The organism is Serratia sp. GW822-FHT06D09 (genome assembly GCF_058799515.1).
Genome location: NZ_JBXALO010000005.1, coordinates 120,557 through 135,663 on the forward strand (window position 1 = coordinate 120,557; position 15,107 = coordinate 135,663).

The following is a 15,107-nucleotide window of genomic DNA, read 5'->3' on the forward strand; positions in this document are numbered from 1 at the left end:
CGCTCTCTTTCTTCAAGGGCATGACTCACGACAATACCCAGCCGCAGGGAAAACGGCCACGTTCACGCGTGGCGCATAACAGGAGAGTCATGTGTCAAATTCACTGAAGCCTGAACACCATGAAGCGGCCAAAATGCTCAGGCAGGCCGCCGAGAGTGGCCGCCCCTGCGCGCCGGTTCGCCACCTGGTGGGTTCACAGGATATCGATGCCGCCTATGCCGTACAGCGGGTCAATAACCAAGAGCGGATCCAAAAGGGATACCGGCCGGTGGGCAGCAAAATCGGGCTGACGTCGGCGGCGGTACAGCGCCAACTGGGGGTCAATCAACCGGATTTCGGCCAGCTGTTCGCCGACATGGCGCTGTGTGACGGTGAAGAGATTGCCGCCGGTCGGCTGATTCAGCCCAAGGTGGAAGCCGAGATCGCCTTGGTACTTGAACGGGATCTGCCCCATGAAAAAAACACGCTCGCCGACCTGATCCGCGCCACCGCCTATCTGCTGCCCGCTCTCGAAGTGGTTGATAGCCGCATCGCCGGCTGGGATATCTCGCTGGCGGACACCATTGCCGATAACGCCTCCTGCGGTCTGTTCGTGCTGGGCAACCGCCCGGTGCTGTTGAAGGACGTCGATCTGCTGGGCTGCGGCATGGTGCTGGAGCGCGCTGGCGAACCGGTTTCGGTGGGTGCCGGAGCGGCCTGTCTGGGCAATCCGCTGCTTGCCGCCTTGTGGTTGGCGGACACGCTGGCGCAACGCGGCAACGCATTGCGAGCCGGCGATATCATCCTCACTGGCGCATTGGGGCCGATGGTAGCGGCCTGCGCTGGGGATGTGTTTAGCGCCCGCATTGAGGGCCTCGGTCAGGTCAGCGGCCGCTTCGCTCCTGCCGCAGGAGGTGATCAATGAGCAACTCAGCGCAAATTGCCGCTGCAATCATCGGTTCGGGCAACATCGGCACCGATCTGATGATCAAGATCCTGCGCCACGGTCAGCACCTGAAAATGGCTGCGATGGTCGGAATCGATCCTGCCTCCGACGGCCTGGCCCGTGCGAATCGGCTGAGCGTGGCGACGACGTCTGAAGGCATTGATGGCCTGCTCGCGCTGCCCGATTTCAGCGAAATCAAAGTGGTTTTTGACGCCACTTCGGCCGGGGCGCACGCGCACCACAATAAGTTGTTGCAACAGTACGGTGTACGGGTAATCGACCTGACCCCAGCAGCCATCGGCCCCTACGTGGTACCGGTAGTCAATCTGGCAACTCAGGGCGACGCCCCCAATCTGAATATGGTCACCTGCGGCGGACAGGCCACCATTCCGATGGTGGCCGCCGTCGCCGCCGTCGCCGATGTTTACTATGCCGAGATCGTCGCTTCGGTCTCCAGCCGTTCTGCCGGGCCCGGCACTCGCGCAAACATCGACGAATTTACCGAAACCACCGCGCTGGCACTGCAAAGCGTAGGCGGCGCAAGGCGCGGCAAGGCCATCATTATCCTCAACCCGGCCGAACCGCCCTTGATGATGCGCGATACCGTTTTCTGCCTGACGCCACCGAGCGATCGGCAAGCGATTACCGAGGCGGTGGTTGCCATGGTCGCCAAAGTGCAAGAGTACGTTCCCGGCTATCGGCTCAAGCAGGACATTCAGTTTGAAACCATCGCCCCGGCCGATGCGCACCTTTACCCGGATCTGGGGCCGCAGGGTGGCCTGAAAGTCTCCATCTTCCTGGAGGTCGAAGGGGCCGCTCACTATTTACCGGCCTACGCCGGCAACCTCGACATCATGACGTCAGCCGCACTGGCCTGCGGTGAGCATATCGCAAGGCGTTTGCTGCAAGGTCAGGGAGCATGAAGATGAAAAAACTCTATATCTCCGACGTCACTCTGCGTGACGGTTCCCACGCGGTACGCCACCGTTACTCGCTGCCACAGGTCAGACAAATCGCCACCGCGTTGGATCGCGCTGGGGTCGACTCGATCGAAGTGGCCCACGGTGATGGGCTATCCGGCTCCAGCTTCAACTACGGCTTCGGCGCGCACAGCGACGTCGAGTGGATTGCCGCTGCCGCAGAGTCAGTCAGCCATGCCCGGATCGCGACGCTGCTGTTGCCGGGTATCGGTACCGTTCACGATTTGCGCAATGCCTATGATGCAGGCGCGCGGGTAGTGCGCGTCGCCACTCACTGCATCGAAGCGGATATTTCGCGCCAACACATTAGCTATGCGCGTGAGCTGGGGATGGACACCGTCGGTTTTCTGATGATGTCCCATATGGCTGAACCCAAACATCTGGCACAGCAGGCGAAACTGATGGAGTCCTACGGGGCCACCTGCGTGTACGTGGTCGATTCTGGCGGTGCCATGCTGATGCAGGATATCCGCGATCGCTTCCGCGCTCTGCGCGAGGTGCTCGATGAAAACACGGAAATCGGCATGCACGCTCACCATAATTTAGCGCTTGGGGTCGCCAACTCGATTGTCGCAGTGGAGGAAGGCTGTCAGCGGGTCGACGCTTCGCTGGCCGGTCAGGGCGCCGGTGCCGGCAATGCGCCGCTTGAGGTCTTTATCGCCACCGCCGAACGTTCGGGCTGGAACCACGGTTGCGACCTGCTGCAACTGATGGACGCGGCAGACGATCTGGTGCGTCCATTGCAGGATCGTCCGGTACGCGTCGATCGAGAGAGCCTGTCGCTGGGGTATGCCGGCGTCTACTCCAGTTTCCTGCGCCATGCCGAAAAGGCGGCGGAGCAGTATCAACTTAAAACCGCCGATATCTTATTGGAGGTCGGCCGTCGGCGTATGGTCGGCGGCCAGGAAGATATGATCGTTGACGTCGCCCTGGATTTGCTGGCCCAGCGAAACAGGCTTCAGGAGAACATTGCATGAGCAAAATCATGGATCTTACCGCACTGGCCACTCAGCTAGACCAGGCCACACTCAGCCAGCAAGCCACCGCACAGTTAACCGGACAGCAGGCTCTGGATCTTCCCACGGCCTATCGGATTCAGGCTGAAGGGATCCGGCTGCGCGAGCAGCGTGGAGAGCGTCGCGTCGGCCTGAAGCTGGGTTTCACCAGCCGCGCCAAAATGCAGCAAATGGGCGTTGACCATCTTATTTGGGGAGAACTGACCGATGCCATGCAGATTGAAGAAGGAGGAACACTGGATCTGCGCGAGTTGATCCACCCGCGCGTGGAACCTGAACTCTGTTTTATCACCGGCAAAGAGATCAATGGCCCGCTGTCCCTGGCCGAAGCCGGCCGGGTGCTTGAAGGGGTATGCCCTGCGCTGGAGATTATCGATTCCCGTTACCGCGATTTCCGCTTCACCCTTGAAGACGTGATTGCCGACAACTGCTCATCCGCCAAATTCGTCGTGGGGGCCTTGCAGAACCCGCAGCGCGCCATCGATAACCTTGGTGTAGTGATGAACTTTCATGGGCGTCCGGTGCAGGTTGGCAGCACCGCAGCTATTCTTGGGCATCCATTGCGTGCACTGGTACAGATCGCCAGCCTGCTGTATCAACAAGAACGCGTACTGCCTGCCGGTTCGGTGATCCTCGCTGGTGCGGCAACCGCAGCAGAAGCTTTACGCCCCGGGCTACATGTCAGCGTCGATATTTCCGGTTTTGGGCGAACGGCATTTCATACCGAGGGCCAGCTATGACTAACCAGGCTGTGGTTGTTAAGGGAAAAGCCGCCCCGCGCGGACGTTTTCCACACGTGAAACGGGCGGGCGACTTTCTGTTTGTCTCCGGCACCAGTGCCAGATTGCCGGACAACAGTATTGCCGGGGCCGAAGCCGATGCCATGGGTGCAACCCGCCTGGCTATCGACGTTCAGACTCGCGCGGTGCTCGATAATATTCGCGACATCCTGCGCAGTGTCGGAGCCGACCTGAATGATGTTGTCGAGATCAGCGCTTTTCTCGTCAATATGAACGATTTTGCTGGCTATAACGCGGTGTATGCCGACTATTTTGACTACGACGGCCCAACCCGCACCACCGTGGCGGTGCATCAACTGCCCCACCCGCACTTGTTAATTGAAATCAAGGCCATCGCCTATAAGCCCCAAAAATAACCTGTGCACATCCTCTGCCCTACGAATCGGAGAATAACAATGTCTAACTTCAAATATGGATTTCCGCTCAACTTCAATACTTGGCTAGACAGTAACGCGCATCGGCTCAAGCCCCCGGTCAATAACCAACAGATCTGGCAGGACAGCGATTACATGGTCACCGTCGTCGGCGGGCCGAACCAGCGCACCGATTTTCACGATAACCCGGTAGAGGAGTTCTTCTACCAGTTTAAAGGGAATGCCTATCTGAACATCTGGGATGACGGCCGTTATGACCGCATCGACCTGCGTGAAGGGGACATTTTCCTGATGGCACCCCATGTGCTTCATTCTCCTCAACGCCCGGAAGAGGGCAGCCTTTGCCTGGTGCTGGAACGGATGCGCCCGGAAAATGAGCCGGACGCCATACAGTGGTCATGCGCGGCCTGCGGCAACCTGATCAAAAGATATGAAATGAACCTCAAGAGCATCGTGGCGGATCTCCCTCCGGTTTATGAACAATTTTATGCAACCAGCGATGAAGAACGCCGCTGCAGCCAGTGCGGCGAGATCCACCCAAGCCGCGATGCACAAACCTGGCATCGCACACTGAAGGCAACAGAAACCCGATGAAAATAGATATCCACTCGCATTTTTTCCCTAAAATCAGCCAACAAGAGGCTGCCAGGCTGGATGTTGAGCGGGCTCCCTGGTTGGCAACCCACGGGCGCGAAGGCCAGATCATGCTCAATGATAAGCCTTTCCGGCCGGTCTATGACGCCCTGTGGGATGCCGAACGCCGCCTGGAACAGCTGGATGAACAGCAGATCGATATTCAGATCATGTGCGCCACGCCGGTCATGTTTGCCTATGACGTCGCTCTCGATCGCGCCCTGCCCTGGGTCCAATTGATGAACGATCGAGCGCTGGAGATGGCGTCTGCCAACCCGCGACGGCTGAAGGTGCTGGCGCAGGTTCCCCTGCAGGACAGCGAGGCCGCCTGCCGCGAAGCCAGCCGGGCAAAAGAGTGTGGTCATATTGGCGTGCAAATAGGTAATCACGTAGGAGCAAAGGATCTGGATCATGAATCGCTGATCGTCTTTCTGACCCACTGCGCCCACGAGGGTATCCCGGTGCTGGTACATCCCTGGGATATGATGGGCGGCGCGGAGCGCATGAAGAAATGGATGCTGCCCTGGCTGGTGGCAATGCCGGCGGAAACGCAATTGGCGATCCTCTCTTTGATCCTCTCAGGCGCCTTCGAACGCTTGCCGCGCAGCCTGAAACTCTGCTTTGCCCACGGGGGCGGCAGCTTTGCTTACCTGATGGGGAGGGTTGATAACGCCTGGGAGCAGCGCGATATCGTGCGAGAAGATTGCCCGCATAAACCGTCAAGCTATCTGGATCGCTTCTCCGTCGACTCCGCGGTATTCGATCCACGGGCGCTAGAGCTTCTGGTGGATACCCTGGGTGCGGAACGGGTCATGCTGGGCTCCGATGCTCCCTTCCCGCTGGGGGAACAACAGATTGGCCATTTGGTCAGCAGCTCTGCCTTGCCGGAGAAAAGTAAGCGTCAGATTTTGGGTGAGAACGCGCAGTCGTTTTTCTGTTTGCCGAACCGGTAATCGCCGCATTTCGGGAACGAGATGGCTCGTTCCCGAGCTAAACACCGGCAACGGCAGCGGCGTTATTGCTTCAGCATGTAGATAAACGAATCGACGACGTCGCCACTTGCCGTAGTCACACTGACGGCCACCCGCTCATAACCTTCTCCCTCAAATTCATCGAGGGTTTGCCAGTGGGCGGCAAGATTGTCGGAACGAAACAGAAAACCCTGAACCCGGCTGCCGCTGTTATCCAGCACGATGCCCGGATAGCCCATTTCGGCGCCCCACCCTGCATTCAGCAGCGTTCCCCCCACACTGCCCTCTTCCCAACTTCCGCCGATGCTTTCCATGATGTGCGCGTTTGGCCGCCCTGGCCCTAACGTCCCGTAAACAAACAAACTCAACATGTTATGTCCTGCATTCTGATGATTTGCTACAGAAACTAGCACAGCGTCGGCAGCCAACATAGTCGTTAGCCGGGTAATTAAATGGATTTTCGAGCCAGGGACTGGAGGACAGCGTTGCAAGCGGTTCAATGGCTGCTTGCACGCTTAAGTGCAGCCATCATTCACTGCTTACCCGACAGGATCGCCGGTTTTGTTTTTCGAACCGTTAATGATGAATACTGCTTTCCTGTGAAAATGTTTCCTTCAATAAATCAATAAAGGCTCTTAATCTTCCGGTGACATAGCGCCTACTCGGATAAAGGCACCATAAAATCAGCTCTGGCTGTTCACTCACCCCCAGGTGAAGCAACCTGCCGGCTTTGATGTCATCGGCGACCAAAGCTTCCGGTAGCAGTGCGGAACCGACTCCCGAAATGAGGGTGGAACGGGTGATAAACGGAGAGGAGATATATAACTCCGTGTTCACATTGAAATGTCGTGGTTCCCCCTCCAAAACGGTACTAATTTGATTCGGTTTCCAGTGCGTTCCAATACTGATGAAAGGAAGTTCCGTGAGCGGGTCTCCCAAAGCCAGTTGTTCCCTGTATTGCGGTGACGCAACAAATATTAATGTCTCTTTGAATATTTTTATACCTATCATCTCTTCATCCGCCATCGGATTTACACGAATAACGGCATCGAAACCTTCTCGAATAGGATCAACCAATCTGCTGTCAGCAATAAGTTCAAGTTCGACCAATGGGTAAAGCGCTCTGTAACGAGCAGCCAGTTTACCCAAGGTATCAAATGCAATAACGGGAGGAACGCTAATCCGTAATTTTCCTGAGGGGCTACCGGTCTGTTCCATCATGTCAGTTTTGATGTCGTTGAGCTCGTTAACCAAAGGCTTTATCCGCTCGAATAGCAGGGTTCCTTCGGCGGTCAAGGTGAAACCGGTATTCGTGCGTTCAAACAAGCGCGTTTGCAGTTCATCTTCCAACTGACGGATCCGCCGTGAAATAGAGGCTTTAGGCGTCATCGTTGCGCGACTTGCCGCGCTGAAGCTGCCGTGTGTAATCACACTTATGAAGTCCTGCAATGCATTCATATTCATGAGCTGTCTCATTTTTGGTCCGCGGCGTCCATAATTTAGCATCTTATTAATTATTATTGGTACGGATATAGTGAAAAAATAGCTTAGGAGATCAACATGAATCAGCAATTAGCAGCAGTTATGTATAGTTATGGCGCTGAGGGCACGATCAAAATTCAGCCCATCAACAGGCCCCAGGTCTCACCGGGCAAGGTCATTGTGGAGATCGCCGCCGCAGGGGTTAATCCATTAGACTGGAAACTGCGTGATGGCCTGCTTAAGCATATATTCCCATTAACTTTTCCCTGTATTTTGGGTGGCGAGTTCGCAGGAAAGATTGTTGAAGTGGGGGCTGGCGTCACCACCTTCAACGTCGGCGATCGCGTGATAGGGAAGCCTGTGAACCGCGGGGCATTTGCCGAAACGATAGAAATTGAGCCGGAACTGTTAATCCCCATTCCCGATGATCTGGACGAAACCGTCGCAGCAACCCTGCCGGTTGCCGGCTCGACGGCGTGGACGGGGTTATTTGATATCGGGGAATTAACGGCTGGGCAAACCGTATTGATCCAGGGTGCGGCTGGCGGAGTAGGCTCTTTGGCTGTTCCTTTGGCTCATCGCGCAGGGGCAAAGGTCATCGCTACGGCTTCGCAAAAAAACAGAGATTACGTCAAGTCATTAGGTGCCACAGATGTCGTTGACTATAACGACGCTCATGCCTTATCGATGATAAAGGGAGTTGACCTCGTTCTTGACTTGGTCGGTGGAAGCTCCCTGGAAGCACTCTGGAACACTCTGGCGCCAAACGGCCGAATTGTAAGTTCAGTTGCCGTTGATATCGCAGAAAAAACACCTGACAGCCAACCAGGAAAAGGGACATTTTTTCAAATGAAATTTGACCCTGCCAAATTGAATTCTATAGCGAAAGAGATTGCCAAAGGTGAGATTCCCTTCACGCCTCCGCGAGTATTTTATTTAAAGGATACTTCGTTAGCGCTGGACTCCGTCAAAAGCGGAGGATACCGGGGGAAAACCGTCATACGCATGAAATAATGGAACAGGCATAAAATTACACTTATTTTTGTGTCAAAAATTCCAGTCATAAATTCGTATTAGTTTACGTGTTTTATATAAAGGGGAACAAAATGGCGCGGGTTATCCAGTTTGATCGTGTCGGTGAACCAGATGTATTAAAAATTGTGGACGTGGATCTCCCTGCCTTAGCCGCCGATGAGGTCAGTATTAAGGTGAAAGCTATCGGTTTAAATCGGGCGGAGGCGCTACTGCGTCGCGGTAAGTATGCATTTCCTCCGGTATTTCCGCAGCGAATGGGGTATGAAGCGGCCGGGATTATCGACGCCGTTGGTGCACAAGTGCAAGGCCTTATCCCTGGCGACGCGGTGAGTGTTATCCCTTCACTGGCTATGGATCGGTGGCCCACCTATGGTGAAACTATTCACTACCCAGCCCGTTACGTGGTTAAGCATCCGGAAAATTTATCCTGGGAGCAAGCAGCCTCGGCGTGGATGCAGTACATCACGGCATATGGGGCACTGGTTGACGTTGCAGAAGTGACCTCTGGCGACTATGTCATGGTCACTGCCGCTTCCAGTAGCGTTGGTATCGCCGCGATTCAAATTGCCAACATGCTTGGCGCTCGGGTGATAGCAACCTCAAGAACCGAATCCAAACGCCAGGCGTTACTCGATATCGGTGCATCATGGGTTGTCACTTCTCAGGGTGAGAAAAGCGTAGCTGAAGTTAAAGAAATCACTGGCGATAGGCCGCCGCGAGTTATCTTCGATTGTATTGGGGGGGAAGGTGTGCCCACGCTATGCGAGATCTTGGCGCCCGGAGGCACGCTGATAGAGTACGGTAATCTGAGCGGTGAAAACACCCCTTTCCCGGCAAGTTTGGCGATCCCGAAAGGCCTGACAATCAGGGGATTTGCTTACAGCGAAATTGTAGGAAATGCGGCGCGCCTCGCCAACGCTAAAACCTTTATTTTGGCGGCGCTTAGTCGTGGCGAATTAAAGCCGGTTATAGCGAAATCCTTTGTGTTTGATCAGATAGTTGCGGCACATCAATATCTAGAAGCGAACGCCCAGCTAGGCAAAATTGTTGTCACCGTTTAAGCGAAGATGAAGGCCCTGGCCCTTGTCATCAGGAGCAAATAATGCAAACAGAAAAAGATGTCATCGCCGTTATTACAGGATCAAGCAAAGGAATAGGTAAGGGAATAGCAAAGGAACTGGGACGACAAGGTGCGATTGTCTATGTTACGGGTCGTGACCAGGAGTCAGTCGAAAAGGTGGTCAGTGAAATAACCCACGCGGGGGGGCAAGGAGTAGCGGTTGTTTGCGATATGTCTGACGATGCACAGATAGCACGCCTATTTAAACAGGTGGAGCAGAAGCACGGTTATCTCAATATCCTCGTCAATAATGCCACCACGCTTAACAGCCAAATGGGAGTGAAACCCTTTTGGGAAGCCACCATCCATCTTGCCGATATACTGGATGTTGGCTTACGTTCTCATCATGTTGCGACTTGGCATGCGGCGCGCTTGTTGCTTGCCGGTGGGCGCGGGTTAATCGTCAACGTATCTTTCTATGCCGATGCGAAGGTGCATGATCCAGCCTATTACGCTTCAAAGGCTGGCCTGGATAAATTGGCCGCTTCCTACGCCGAGCACTTCGCCCCCTTTAACGTTTCCGCCGTATCCCTATGGCCAGGTTTCGTAGCCACAGAGACGATGGTTGAGCTTGCCAACTCAGACCCGAAAACGCGCGCTCTCCGTGACACATTGGGATTTGAGAGCCCTGAGTTTTGTGGACGCGTGGTATGGGCGCTATTTAGCGCCCCTAACTTAAAGACCTTATCCGGCAGTACATTACTGACGGCTGAAGTGGGTGAGCATTATAATATAATCGATAACAATGGGCATATACCCAAATCCTTACGTCAATTATATGGTAACCCTCCCGCCGAGCACGATATCATGAATAAACAGGCGGGCACTGAGAATAAGAAGATGTGAGCGTAATGCGGGGGGATAATAACGTCGTTAGTTTGCTGTTTAAGCACTCTTTACTTTCATTCAGGCCACAACCATTACTCCCCCAGCCCAGGGTTTAGCCACCACCATCAGCGAGCCATTGAATACGCGGCCCGGTGTGTAATTACAAACCGGTCGTTGATTTTTAATGTGTATATTATTTAATATTTTGAGGAAGCGTTAATGTCTATAAAAGGCAAAATTGACAATATCATCGACAACAAATTATTCTTCGGCTTAGTGTCAATTTTAATGAGAGTACTTCTCTCATCTGTATTCATTATTGCTGGAATAGGTAAAATTTCGGCTTATAACGCGACAGCTGAGTATATGGCGTCGATGGGCGTACCAGCAATATTATTGCCTTTGGTGATATTAACCGAGCTAGGCGGCGGTGTGGCTCTTTTACTGGGCTTTCAGACGAGGATTGTCGCCATTCTGTTCTTCGGATTCTGTATCATCTCAGGACTGATTTTTCACAGTGGTCCCGACCTACAAAGTCAGTTGATGCTGATGAAAAACATCACGATGTCCGGTGGTTTTATCGCCCTGTTTCTCTTAGGGGCTGGCGGGTTTAGTCTGGATAATAGAAACAACCCTTAGTCAGTATTCTCCGGCAAACCGCAGGCAAGCGTCTGAATGCACTAACACATCATGAGCCGCTCAGGGCGGCCATTATAGATTCATTTTCTGTGGATCATATTGGCTAGCGTTTGTGCGAGAAGTCTAGGGGACTGAACACTTGCAGCAAGGTTCATGCTGCAATGACCAAGCCCCCCTGCTATGCCTGGAATTCAGTGTTTCAAGGCGATTTAGGCAATGCAAACGCCATCACCACATCACCGCCAAAACGGCCAAGGCCGGTATGCCCACCAGCGGCAATGACAACGTATTGGCGTTTATCCTTGCCTTCGTAGACGCTCGGAGTGGCAATGCCGCCGAACGGCAGTATGGCGTGCCACAGCTCGCGGCCGGTACGCAGATCAAACGCCCGGAGCGTGCGGTCAGCCGTGGCGGCGATAAAGATCAGTCCACTGCGGGTCACCACCGAGCCGCCCATGTTCGGCACGCCGACTTGCAGCGGCACATGGGAGGAAATGCCGAAGGGGCCGTTGTCATAAGCGCTGCCTAGCGGATGGCGCCAGAGCAGCTTGCGAGTTTTGAGGTCAAGCGCGCTGAGCATGCCCCACGGTGGCTGATTGCAAGGTATGGCCAATGGCGATACGAACGGCGTGGCACTGATGGCGTAAGGCGTACCTAATTGCGGGCCGCCGAAGTCGCCGCCCTTGTTGGCTTGCTTACCGTTGGCTGAAACCTCGTCGCGTGGGGTCAGCTTGTTGATGATCGCCATGTAATTGTTGTTAGCCACGACGATATGTCGCAAAGGATCGACCGATACACCGCCCCATTCGAAGACACCCGCCGAGCCGGGGTACGCCAGTGAACCTTGTACCGATGGCGGCGTAAATGCGCCCTCGTAGCGCAACGCCTTGAAGCGGATACGGCAATACAGTTGATCGAGCGGCGTAGCTCCCCACATGTCGCTTTCGTGCAACGCGGCCGGTGCAAACGTTGGCATGTCGGTCTGGAAGGGCTGGGTAGCTGACAGGTGTTCGCCTGGCACGGCCCCTTGTGGCACCGCCCGCTCCTCGATGTGAGTCAACGGAGCCCCCGTGCGCCGGTCAAGCATGAACAACTCGCCGCGCTTGGTCGGTACCAGCAAGGCGAGTACTGGCGCTACGCCCTGTGCGCCGGACAAGTCGACCGTGGTCGGTTGAGATGGAATATCGTAGTCCCAAATGTCGTGGTGGGTGGTCTGGAAGTGCCAGCGTATCTTTCCGCTATCCGCGTCGACGGCGATCAGCGAACTGGCATATTTTTCCGATACGGCTTGCCTGCCGCCGCCGAAGAAATCCGGCGTTTCGTTACCGGTTGGCAGATAGACCAGGCCCAACGCCGGATCATTGCTGATCGGTGCCCAGACATTTGGCGTGCCGCGCGTGTAGAACTCGCCTGCGGGTGGAAGTGTTGTGCGATCGGTGCGGCCCATGTCGAAGGCCCATGCCAGCTCGCCGGTGCGGGTATCAAATGCGCGCACGACACCGGAGGGCTCGCCGCGTTCCACGTTATCGAACACCCACCCGCCGATCACAGCCTTGCCGTGCACGATCGAGGGCGGTGAAGTGACGTAGTAGAAACCCGGCTTGACCAGGCCCATGCCTGCGGTCAGATCGATTTCGCCGTTCTGACCGAACGCCGGGCAACGCTGGCCGGTATCGGCATCCAGCGCGTACATCCTGGCATCCAGAGTGGCGGTGATAATCCGATGAGCGCAAACGCCGCTGGCCCCTGGCGTTTCGTCATAGGATACGCCACGGCAGGCAAGAAACGGTGCTGCGCTCAGATTCGCATGAGGATTAAAGCGCCAGATCGATTTTCCTGTCTCAGGCGAAACGGCGATGACTTCGTCATGGGGGGTACAGAACACAAGCTTGTCGCGTACCTTCAGCGGCGTAGCCTCGAACATCAACTCGCTCGCTTTATTGCCTTGCGGCAGGCCGGTTGCGCCAGAGTGGAAGGTCCAGGCCAGTGTGAGATCGGCAACGTTGGCCGGAGTGATTTGATCCAGAGGCGAGTAACGCTGGCCACCGGGTGTTCGTCCGTAGTTCGTCCAATCGCCGGGGGCGTTAGATGCCGAGTTGACGGGCATGTCTTCGGCGGGATATTCGCCCAATGCCGTGGTCAGATCGATGCCGTGGTCAGGCTGTAAGCCGACAATTAACAGGCTAAAAAGTAACAACGTTAGCGCGCTGCCGAGCAGCAACGCAGGCATGTCGCCGCGCGCGCTTTCGCGATGCCGCGTAAAAGGCCGGGCGAACCAACGCCAGGTCAGCAACATGACGATGAGCAATACCAGAAAGAACAACAAGCGCGGCAGTAGTGCAATCGGGTCCCAGCCGCATTCGTACAAAGCCCAGGCCAGCGTCGCTACGCAAAAGCCGGCATAGAGCACAAAGCCGCTGCGACGTGCCAGCAGCAATAGCGATGCCGTTATCAGCAACACGATGCCGGCGATGGCGTAGTACCAGGAGCCATCCAGCTTGATAAGACAGATACCGCCGTACAGCATGGCAGCACCGGTGAGTAGCAGGATAAGCCCCAGACAGGCGCTGATCCAGCGGCAAGAGCCGCCTGGCTTTGTATGTCTGGTTGTCATGCCGCATTCCCTAGGTATCTAGTCACTGCTTCCACCTTGCGAAAGACGTCTTTCGCTTCCGGCAGGAAAGTGAGCCCCATGAATACGTGAAAACCACCTGGATACTCGTGGTAGTCGAGCGTGACGCCTGCGACTTGCGCTTTTACCGCGAACTTCCGCGCGTCAACAACAAAGATATCGCGGTCTCCCTGGAATATGCTCATCGGCGGCATCCCCCGCAAGTCAGCGTAAAGCGGGCTCATGTAGGGTAGTTCGGGGGAAATGTCTCCAGCCCACATTCTCCCGCATACTCGTGCGCCGTCCACGGCAAGCATAACGTCCTTATTCTCCAGCTCCCTCATTTCAGCGTCCCTCATAGAGAGATCCAACCATGGGGCAAACAGAAAGAGATGGTCAGGGAGCGACAACCCATCATCGCGTCGACGAAGCGCTAGCGTCAGTGCTGCGTTGCCCCCTGCGCTGTCGCCCATCACGACGATTCGCTCACCCTTTCGGGCGGAAACGATGCTGTCAAAGACCGTATCGATCAGAGCGGTGCCAACGCGATAGTCATGTTCGGGAGCAAGGGCATACAGCGGAACGGTTACGGTAGCGCCGGTCGCGCCGATCACCGCACTGATGATGCTCCAGTGTGAGTGATGCAGTGGGTTCACGTAGGCACCGCCGTGCAGATAGAGCACGTGCAGATCGCGCTTTCCGGTCCGTGGCGTCAGAGTCACGACTCGCTGCCCCTGGTGCTCGCGCTCCTCGATTTGGCAGGAAGAACGAAGTGCGGCTGGAATAGGCGCGGCCTGAGGGGAAGGCCTATTTAGCAGGTACTTGTGCAGCTTCACGTCATCGGCAAGAATTTTTGGCGCAAGCCCCATCAAGAGTCTTGCGCAGGTGAGAAATACGCTCATGTGAATTTTCCGTAGAAGTAGTCGTTAATTTACGATACGATTCAGTATCGAAACTGTCAAGGATCATAATTATGTCGAAAATTACACCCTCAGACGCCCCCACTTTAGCCCCGGAAACCGCCAGGCCGGCGGTGGGACGCCCTCGAGATGCAGAATTAGACTTGCGGATTATGCGAGCGGCGTTAGCGCAGGTAGCGGAAGGCGGCTTCCATTCACTCACTATGGAAGCGGTAGCTAAACGGATAGGAGCAGGCAAAGCTTCACTGTACCGACGGTGGAAGTCTCGTGACGCCCTGTTGGCTGATGCCCTACTGGCCTTTTCACCCACCGATCTGCCCATCGATACGGGTTCACTGCGCAGTGACCTTATCGCCGTTTATGAACACTTCTACGGCCTGAACGACCCCGATATCCGTCTCGCAATCATTGAGTTTCTTGGAAACCATCGCATCCTCAGCGGCTGGGTAGAACAGACGCTCCCAGGCTGGTTGAATAGCCGTCGTATTCGCGTCTTAGAAATAATCGAACGTGCGATTGACCGTGGTGAGCTGCTTGTTTCGGACCAAGTGAACCTGGATCTGTTAATCGACTTGTTGCCAGGTGTTGTTCAATTCCGCCATACCGAGCGCAGCCAGATAGTGGACAGCGAACTGATCGCAGAAGTGGTAGATCAAGTTCTTCTTCCCTTGTTATCCCGGTAACTATGGCCTGCTGCACATACATAACCGACATAACTCTCAATGGCACGCTCCGCAAGGAATACGGCCCTACTGGGGTTTCTCTACGATTTC

Annotated in this window: 16 protein-coding genes; 12 read left to right on the plus strand and 4 right to left on the minus strand. The window is 55.3% G+C overall.

Features of this window, described 5'->3' with window-relative positions; genetic code table 11:
* Positions 1-133: 133 nt before the first annotated feature.
* Genes AC1RKG_RS13830 through AC1RKG_RS13860 form a run of 7 tightly spaced genes read left to right on the plus strand, consistent with a single transcriptional unit; the run spans position 134 to position 5,681 of the window.
* A complete protein-coding gene (locus AC1RKG_RS13830) occupies positions 134-904 on the plus strand; it encodes a 2-keto-4-pentenoate hydratase (protein WP_198639739.1) in 771 nt (256 codons plus the stop codon).
* The gene (locus AC1RKG_RS13835) at positions 901-1,848 is read left to right on the plus strand and encodes an acetaldehyde dehydrogenase (acetylating) (RefSeq protein ID WP_128864459.1); all 948 of its coding nucleotides are present in this window, start codon (positions 901-903) and stop codon (positions 1,846-1,848) included. Before AC1RKG_RS13830 ends, AC1RKG_RS13835 begins: the two co-directional genes overlap by 4 nt.
* The gene (gene dmpG / locus AC1RKG_RS13840) at positions 1,845-2,882 is read left to right on the plus strand and encodes a 4-hydroxy-2-oxovalerate aldolase (RefSeq protein WP_409324747.1); all 1,038 of its coding nucleotides are present in this window, start codon (positions 1,845-1,847) and stop codon (positions 2,880-2,882) included. The genes AC1RKG_RS13835 and dmpG overlap by 4 nt, the downstream gene beginning before the upstream one ends.
* Positions 2,879-3,661 carry a 2-keto-4-pentenoate hydratase gene (locus tag AC1RKG_RS13845; RefSeq protein ID WP_201895653.1) on the plus strand — a complete coding sequence of 261 codons (783 nt, stop codon included), beginning with the start codon at positions 2,879-2,881 and terminating at the stop codon, positions 3,659-3,661. The genes dmpG and AC1RKG_RS13845 overlap by 4 nt, the downstream gene beginning before the upstream one ends.
* Entirely contained in the window at positions 3,658-4,077 is a 420-nt protein-coding gene (locus AC1RKG_RS13850; RefSeq protein ID WP_020825585.1) for a RidA family protein, read from the plus strand. Before AC1RKG_RS13845 ends, AC1RKG_RS13850 begins: the two co-directional genes overlap by 4 nt.
* Positions 4,078-4,116: 39 nt before the next feature.
* Positions 4,117-4,689 (plus strand): 3-hydroxyanthranilate 3,4-dioxygenase, encoded by a 573-nt coding sequence (locus tag AC1RKG_RS13855; protein WP_046374308.1) that lies wholly within the window; start codon positions 4,117-4,119, stop codon positions 4,687-4,689.
* On the plus strand, positions 4,686-5,681 hold the full coding sequence (locus AC1RKG_RS13860; protein ID WP_020825583.1) for an amidohydrolase family protein: 996 nt from the start codon (positions 4,686-4,688) through the stop codon (positions 5,679-5,681). Before AC1RKG_RS13855 ends, AC1RKG_RS13860 begins: the two co-directional genes overlap by 4 nt.
* Positions 5,682-5,743: 62 nt before the next feature.
* Here AC1RKG_RS13860 and AC1RKG_RS13865 read toward each other — a convergent pair whose 3' ends face one another.
* A complete protein-coding gene (locus AC1RKG_RS13865) occupies positions 5,744-6,070 on the minus strand; it encodes a gamma-glutamylcyclotransferase family protein (protein ID WP_041414293.1) in 327 nt (108 codons plus the stop codon).
* Positions 6,071-6,275: 205 nt separating this feature from the next.
* Positions 6,276-7,163 (minus strand): LysR family transcriptional regulator, encoded by an 888-nt coding sequence (locus AC1RKG_RS13870; RefSeq protein ID WP_165366287.1) that lies wholly within the window; start codon positions 7,161-7,163, stop codon positions 6,276-6,278.
* Between the two features lie 96 nt (positions 7,164-7,259).
* Here AC1RKG_RS13870 and AC1RKG_RS13875 point away from each other — a divergent pair, with 96 nt between their 5' ends.
* The 4 genes from AC1RKG_RS13875 (at position 7,260) to AC1RKG_RS13890 (ending at position 10,803) form a co-directional block, all read left to right on the plus strand.
* On the plus strand, positions 7,260-8,195 hold the full coding sequence (locus AC1RKG_RS13875; RefSeq protein WP_128864454.1) for an NADP-dependent oxidoreductase: 936 nt from the start codon (positions 7,260-7,262) through the stop codon (positions 8,193-8,195).
* 92 nt (positions 8,196-8,287) lie between these two features.
* Positions 8,288-9,277: a zinc-dependent alcohol dehydrogenase family protein gene (locus AC1RKG_RS13880; protein ID WP_128864453.1), complete on the plus strand. Its 990-nt coding sequence runs from the start codon at positions 8,288-8,290 to the stop codon at positions 9,275-9,277.
* A 41-nt stretch (positions 9,278-9,318) separates the two neighbouring features.
* Positions 9,319-10,182, plus strand: a complete 864-nt coding sequence (locus AC1RKG_RS13885; protein WP_493183260.1) for an SDR family NAD(P)-dependent oxidoreductase — start codon at positions 9,319-9,321, stop codon at positions 10,180-10,182.
* A gap of 201 nt (positions 10,183-10,383) precedes the next feature.
* On the plus strand, positions 10,384-10,803 hold the full coding sequence (locus tag AC1RKG_RS13890; RefSeq protein ID WP_142815757.1) for a DoxX family protein: 420 nt from the start codon (positions 10,384-10,386) through the stop codon (positions 10,801-10,803).
* Positions 10,804-11,002: 199 nt separating this feature from the next.
* Here AC1RKG_RS13890 and AC1RKG_RS13895 read toward each other — a convergent pair whose 3' ends face one another.
* Both AC1RKG_RS13895 and AC1RKG_RS13900 read right to left on the minus strand, forming a co-directional pair.
* A complete protein-coding gene (locus tag AC1RKG_RS13895) occupies positions 11,003-13,417 on the minus strand; it encodes a pyrroloquinoline quinone-dependent dehydrogenase (protein ID WP_493183261.1) in 2,415 nt (804 codons plus the stop codon).
* Positions 13,414-14,316, minus strand: a complete 903-nt coding sequence (locus AC1RKG_RS13900; RefSeq protein WP_174573849.1) for an alpha/beta hydrolase — start codon at positions 14,314-14,316, stop codon at positions 13,414-13,416. The genes AC1RKG_RS13895 and AC1RKG_RS13900 overlap by 4 nt, the downstream gene beginning before the upstream one ends.
* A 71-nt stretch (positions 14,317-14,387) precedes the next feature.
* Between AC1RKG_RS13900 and AC1RKG_RS13905 the strand changes: the two genes are divergently transcribed.
* Entirely contained in the window at positions 14,388-15,017 is a 630-nt protein-coding gene (locus tag AC1RKG_RS13905; RefSeq protein ID WP_116691032.1) for a TetR/AcrR family transcriptional regulator, read from the plus strand.
* Positions 15,018-15,107: the final 90 nt, after the last annotated feature.

Bases quoted from the DNA above. Each gene is read 5' to 3' on its own strand.
- AC1RKG_RS13830 (WP_198639739.1), top strand. From the start codon at position 134: ATGCTCAGGCAGGCCGCCGAGAGTGGCCGCCCCTGCGCGCCGGTTCGC.
- AC1RKG_RS13835 (WP_128864459.1), top strand. From the start codon at position 901: ATGAGCAACTCAGCGCAAATTGCCGCTGCAATCATCGGTTCGGGCAAC.
- dmpG (WP_409324747.1), top strand. From the start codon at position 1,845: ATGAAGATGAAAAAACTCTATATCTCCGACGTCACTCTGCGTGACGGT.
- AC1RKG_RS13845 (WP_201895653.1), top strand. From the start codon at position 2,879: ATGAGCAAAATCATGGATCTTACCGCACTGGCCACTCAGCTAGACCAG.
- AC1RKG_RS13850 (WP_020825585.1), top strand. From the start codon at position 3,658: ATGACTAACCAGGCTGTGGTTGTTAAGGGAAAAGCCGCCCCGCGCGGA.
- AC1RKG_RS13855 (WP_046374308.1), top strand. From the start codon at position 4,117: ATGTCTAACTTCAAATATGGATTTCCGCTCAACTTCAATACTTGGCTA.
- AC1RKG_RS13860 (WP_020825583.1), top strand. From the start codon at position 4,686: ATGAAAATAGATATCCACTCGCATTTTTTCCCTAAAATCAGCCAACAA.
- AC1RKG_RS13865 (WP_041414293.1), bottom strand. From the start codon at position 6,070: ATGTTGAGTTTGTTTGTTTACGGGACGTTAGGGCCAGGGCGGCCAAAC.
- AC1RKG_RS13870 (WP_165366287.1), bottom strand. From the start codon at position 7,163: ATGAATATGAATGCATTGCAGGACTTCATAAGTGTGATTACACACGGC.
- AC1RKG_RS13875 (WP_128864454.1), top strand. From the start codon at position 7,260: ATGAATCAGCAATTAGCAGCAGTTATGTATAGTTATGGCGCTGAGGGC.
- AC1RKG_RS13880 (WP_128864453.1), top strand. From the start codon at position 8,288: ATGGCGCGGGTTATCCAGTTTGATCGTGTCGGTGAACCAGATGTATTA.
- AC1RKG_RS13885 (WP_493183260.1), top strand. From the start codon at position 9,319: ATGCAAACAGAAAAAGATGTCATCGCCGTTATTACAGGATCAAGCAAA.
- AC1RKG_RS13890 (WP_142815757.1), top strand. From the start codon at position 10,384: ATGTCTATAAAAGGCAAAATTGACAATATCATCGACAACAAATTATTC.
- AC1RKG_RS13895 (WP_493183261.1), bottom strand. From the start codon at position 13,417: ATGACAACCAGACATACAAAGCCAGGCGGCTCTTGCCGCTGGATCAGC.
- AC1RKG_RS13900 (WP_174573849.1), bottom strand. From the start codon at position 14,316: ATGAGCGTATTTCTCACCTGCGCAAGACTCTTGATGGGGCTTGCGCCA.
- AC1RKG_RS13905 (WP_116691032.1), top strand. From the start codon at position 14,388: ATGTCGAAAATTACACCCTCAGACGCCCCCACTTTAGCCCCGGAAACC.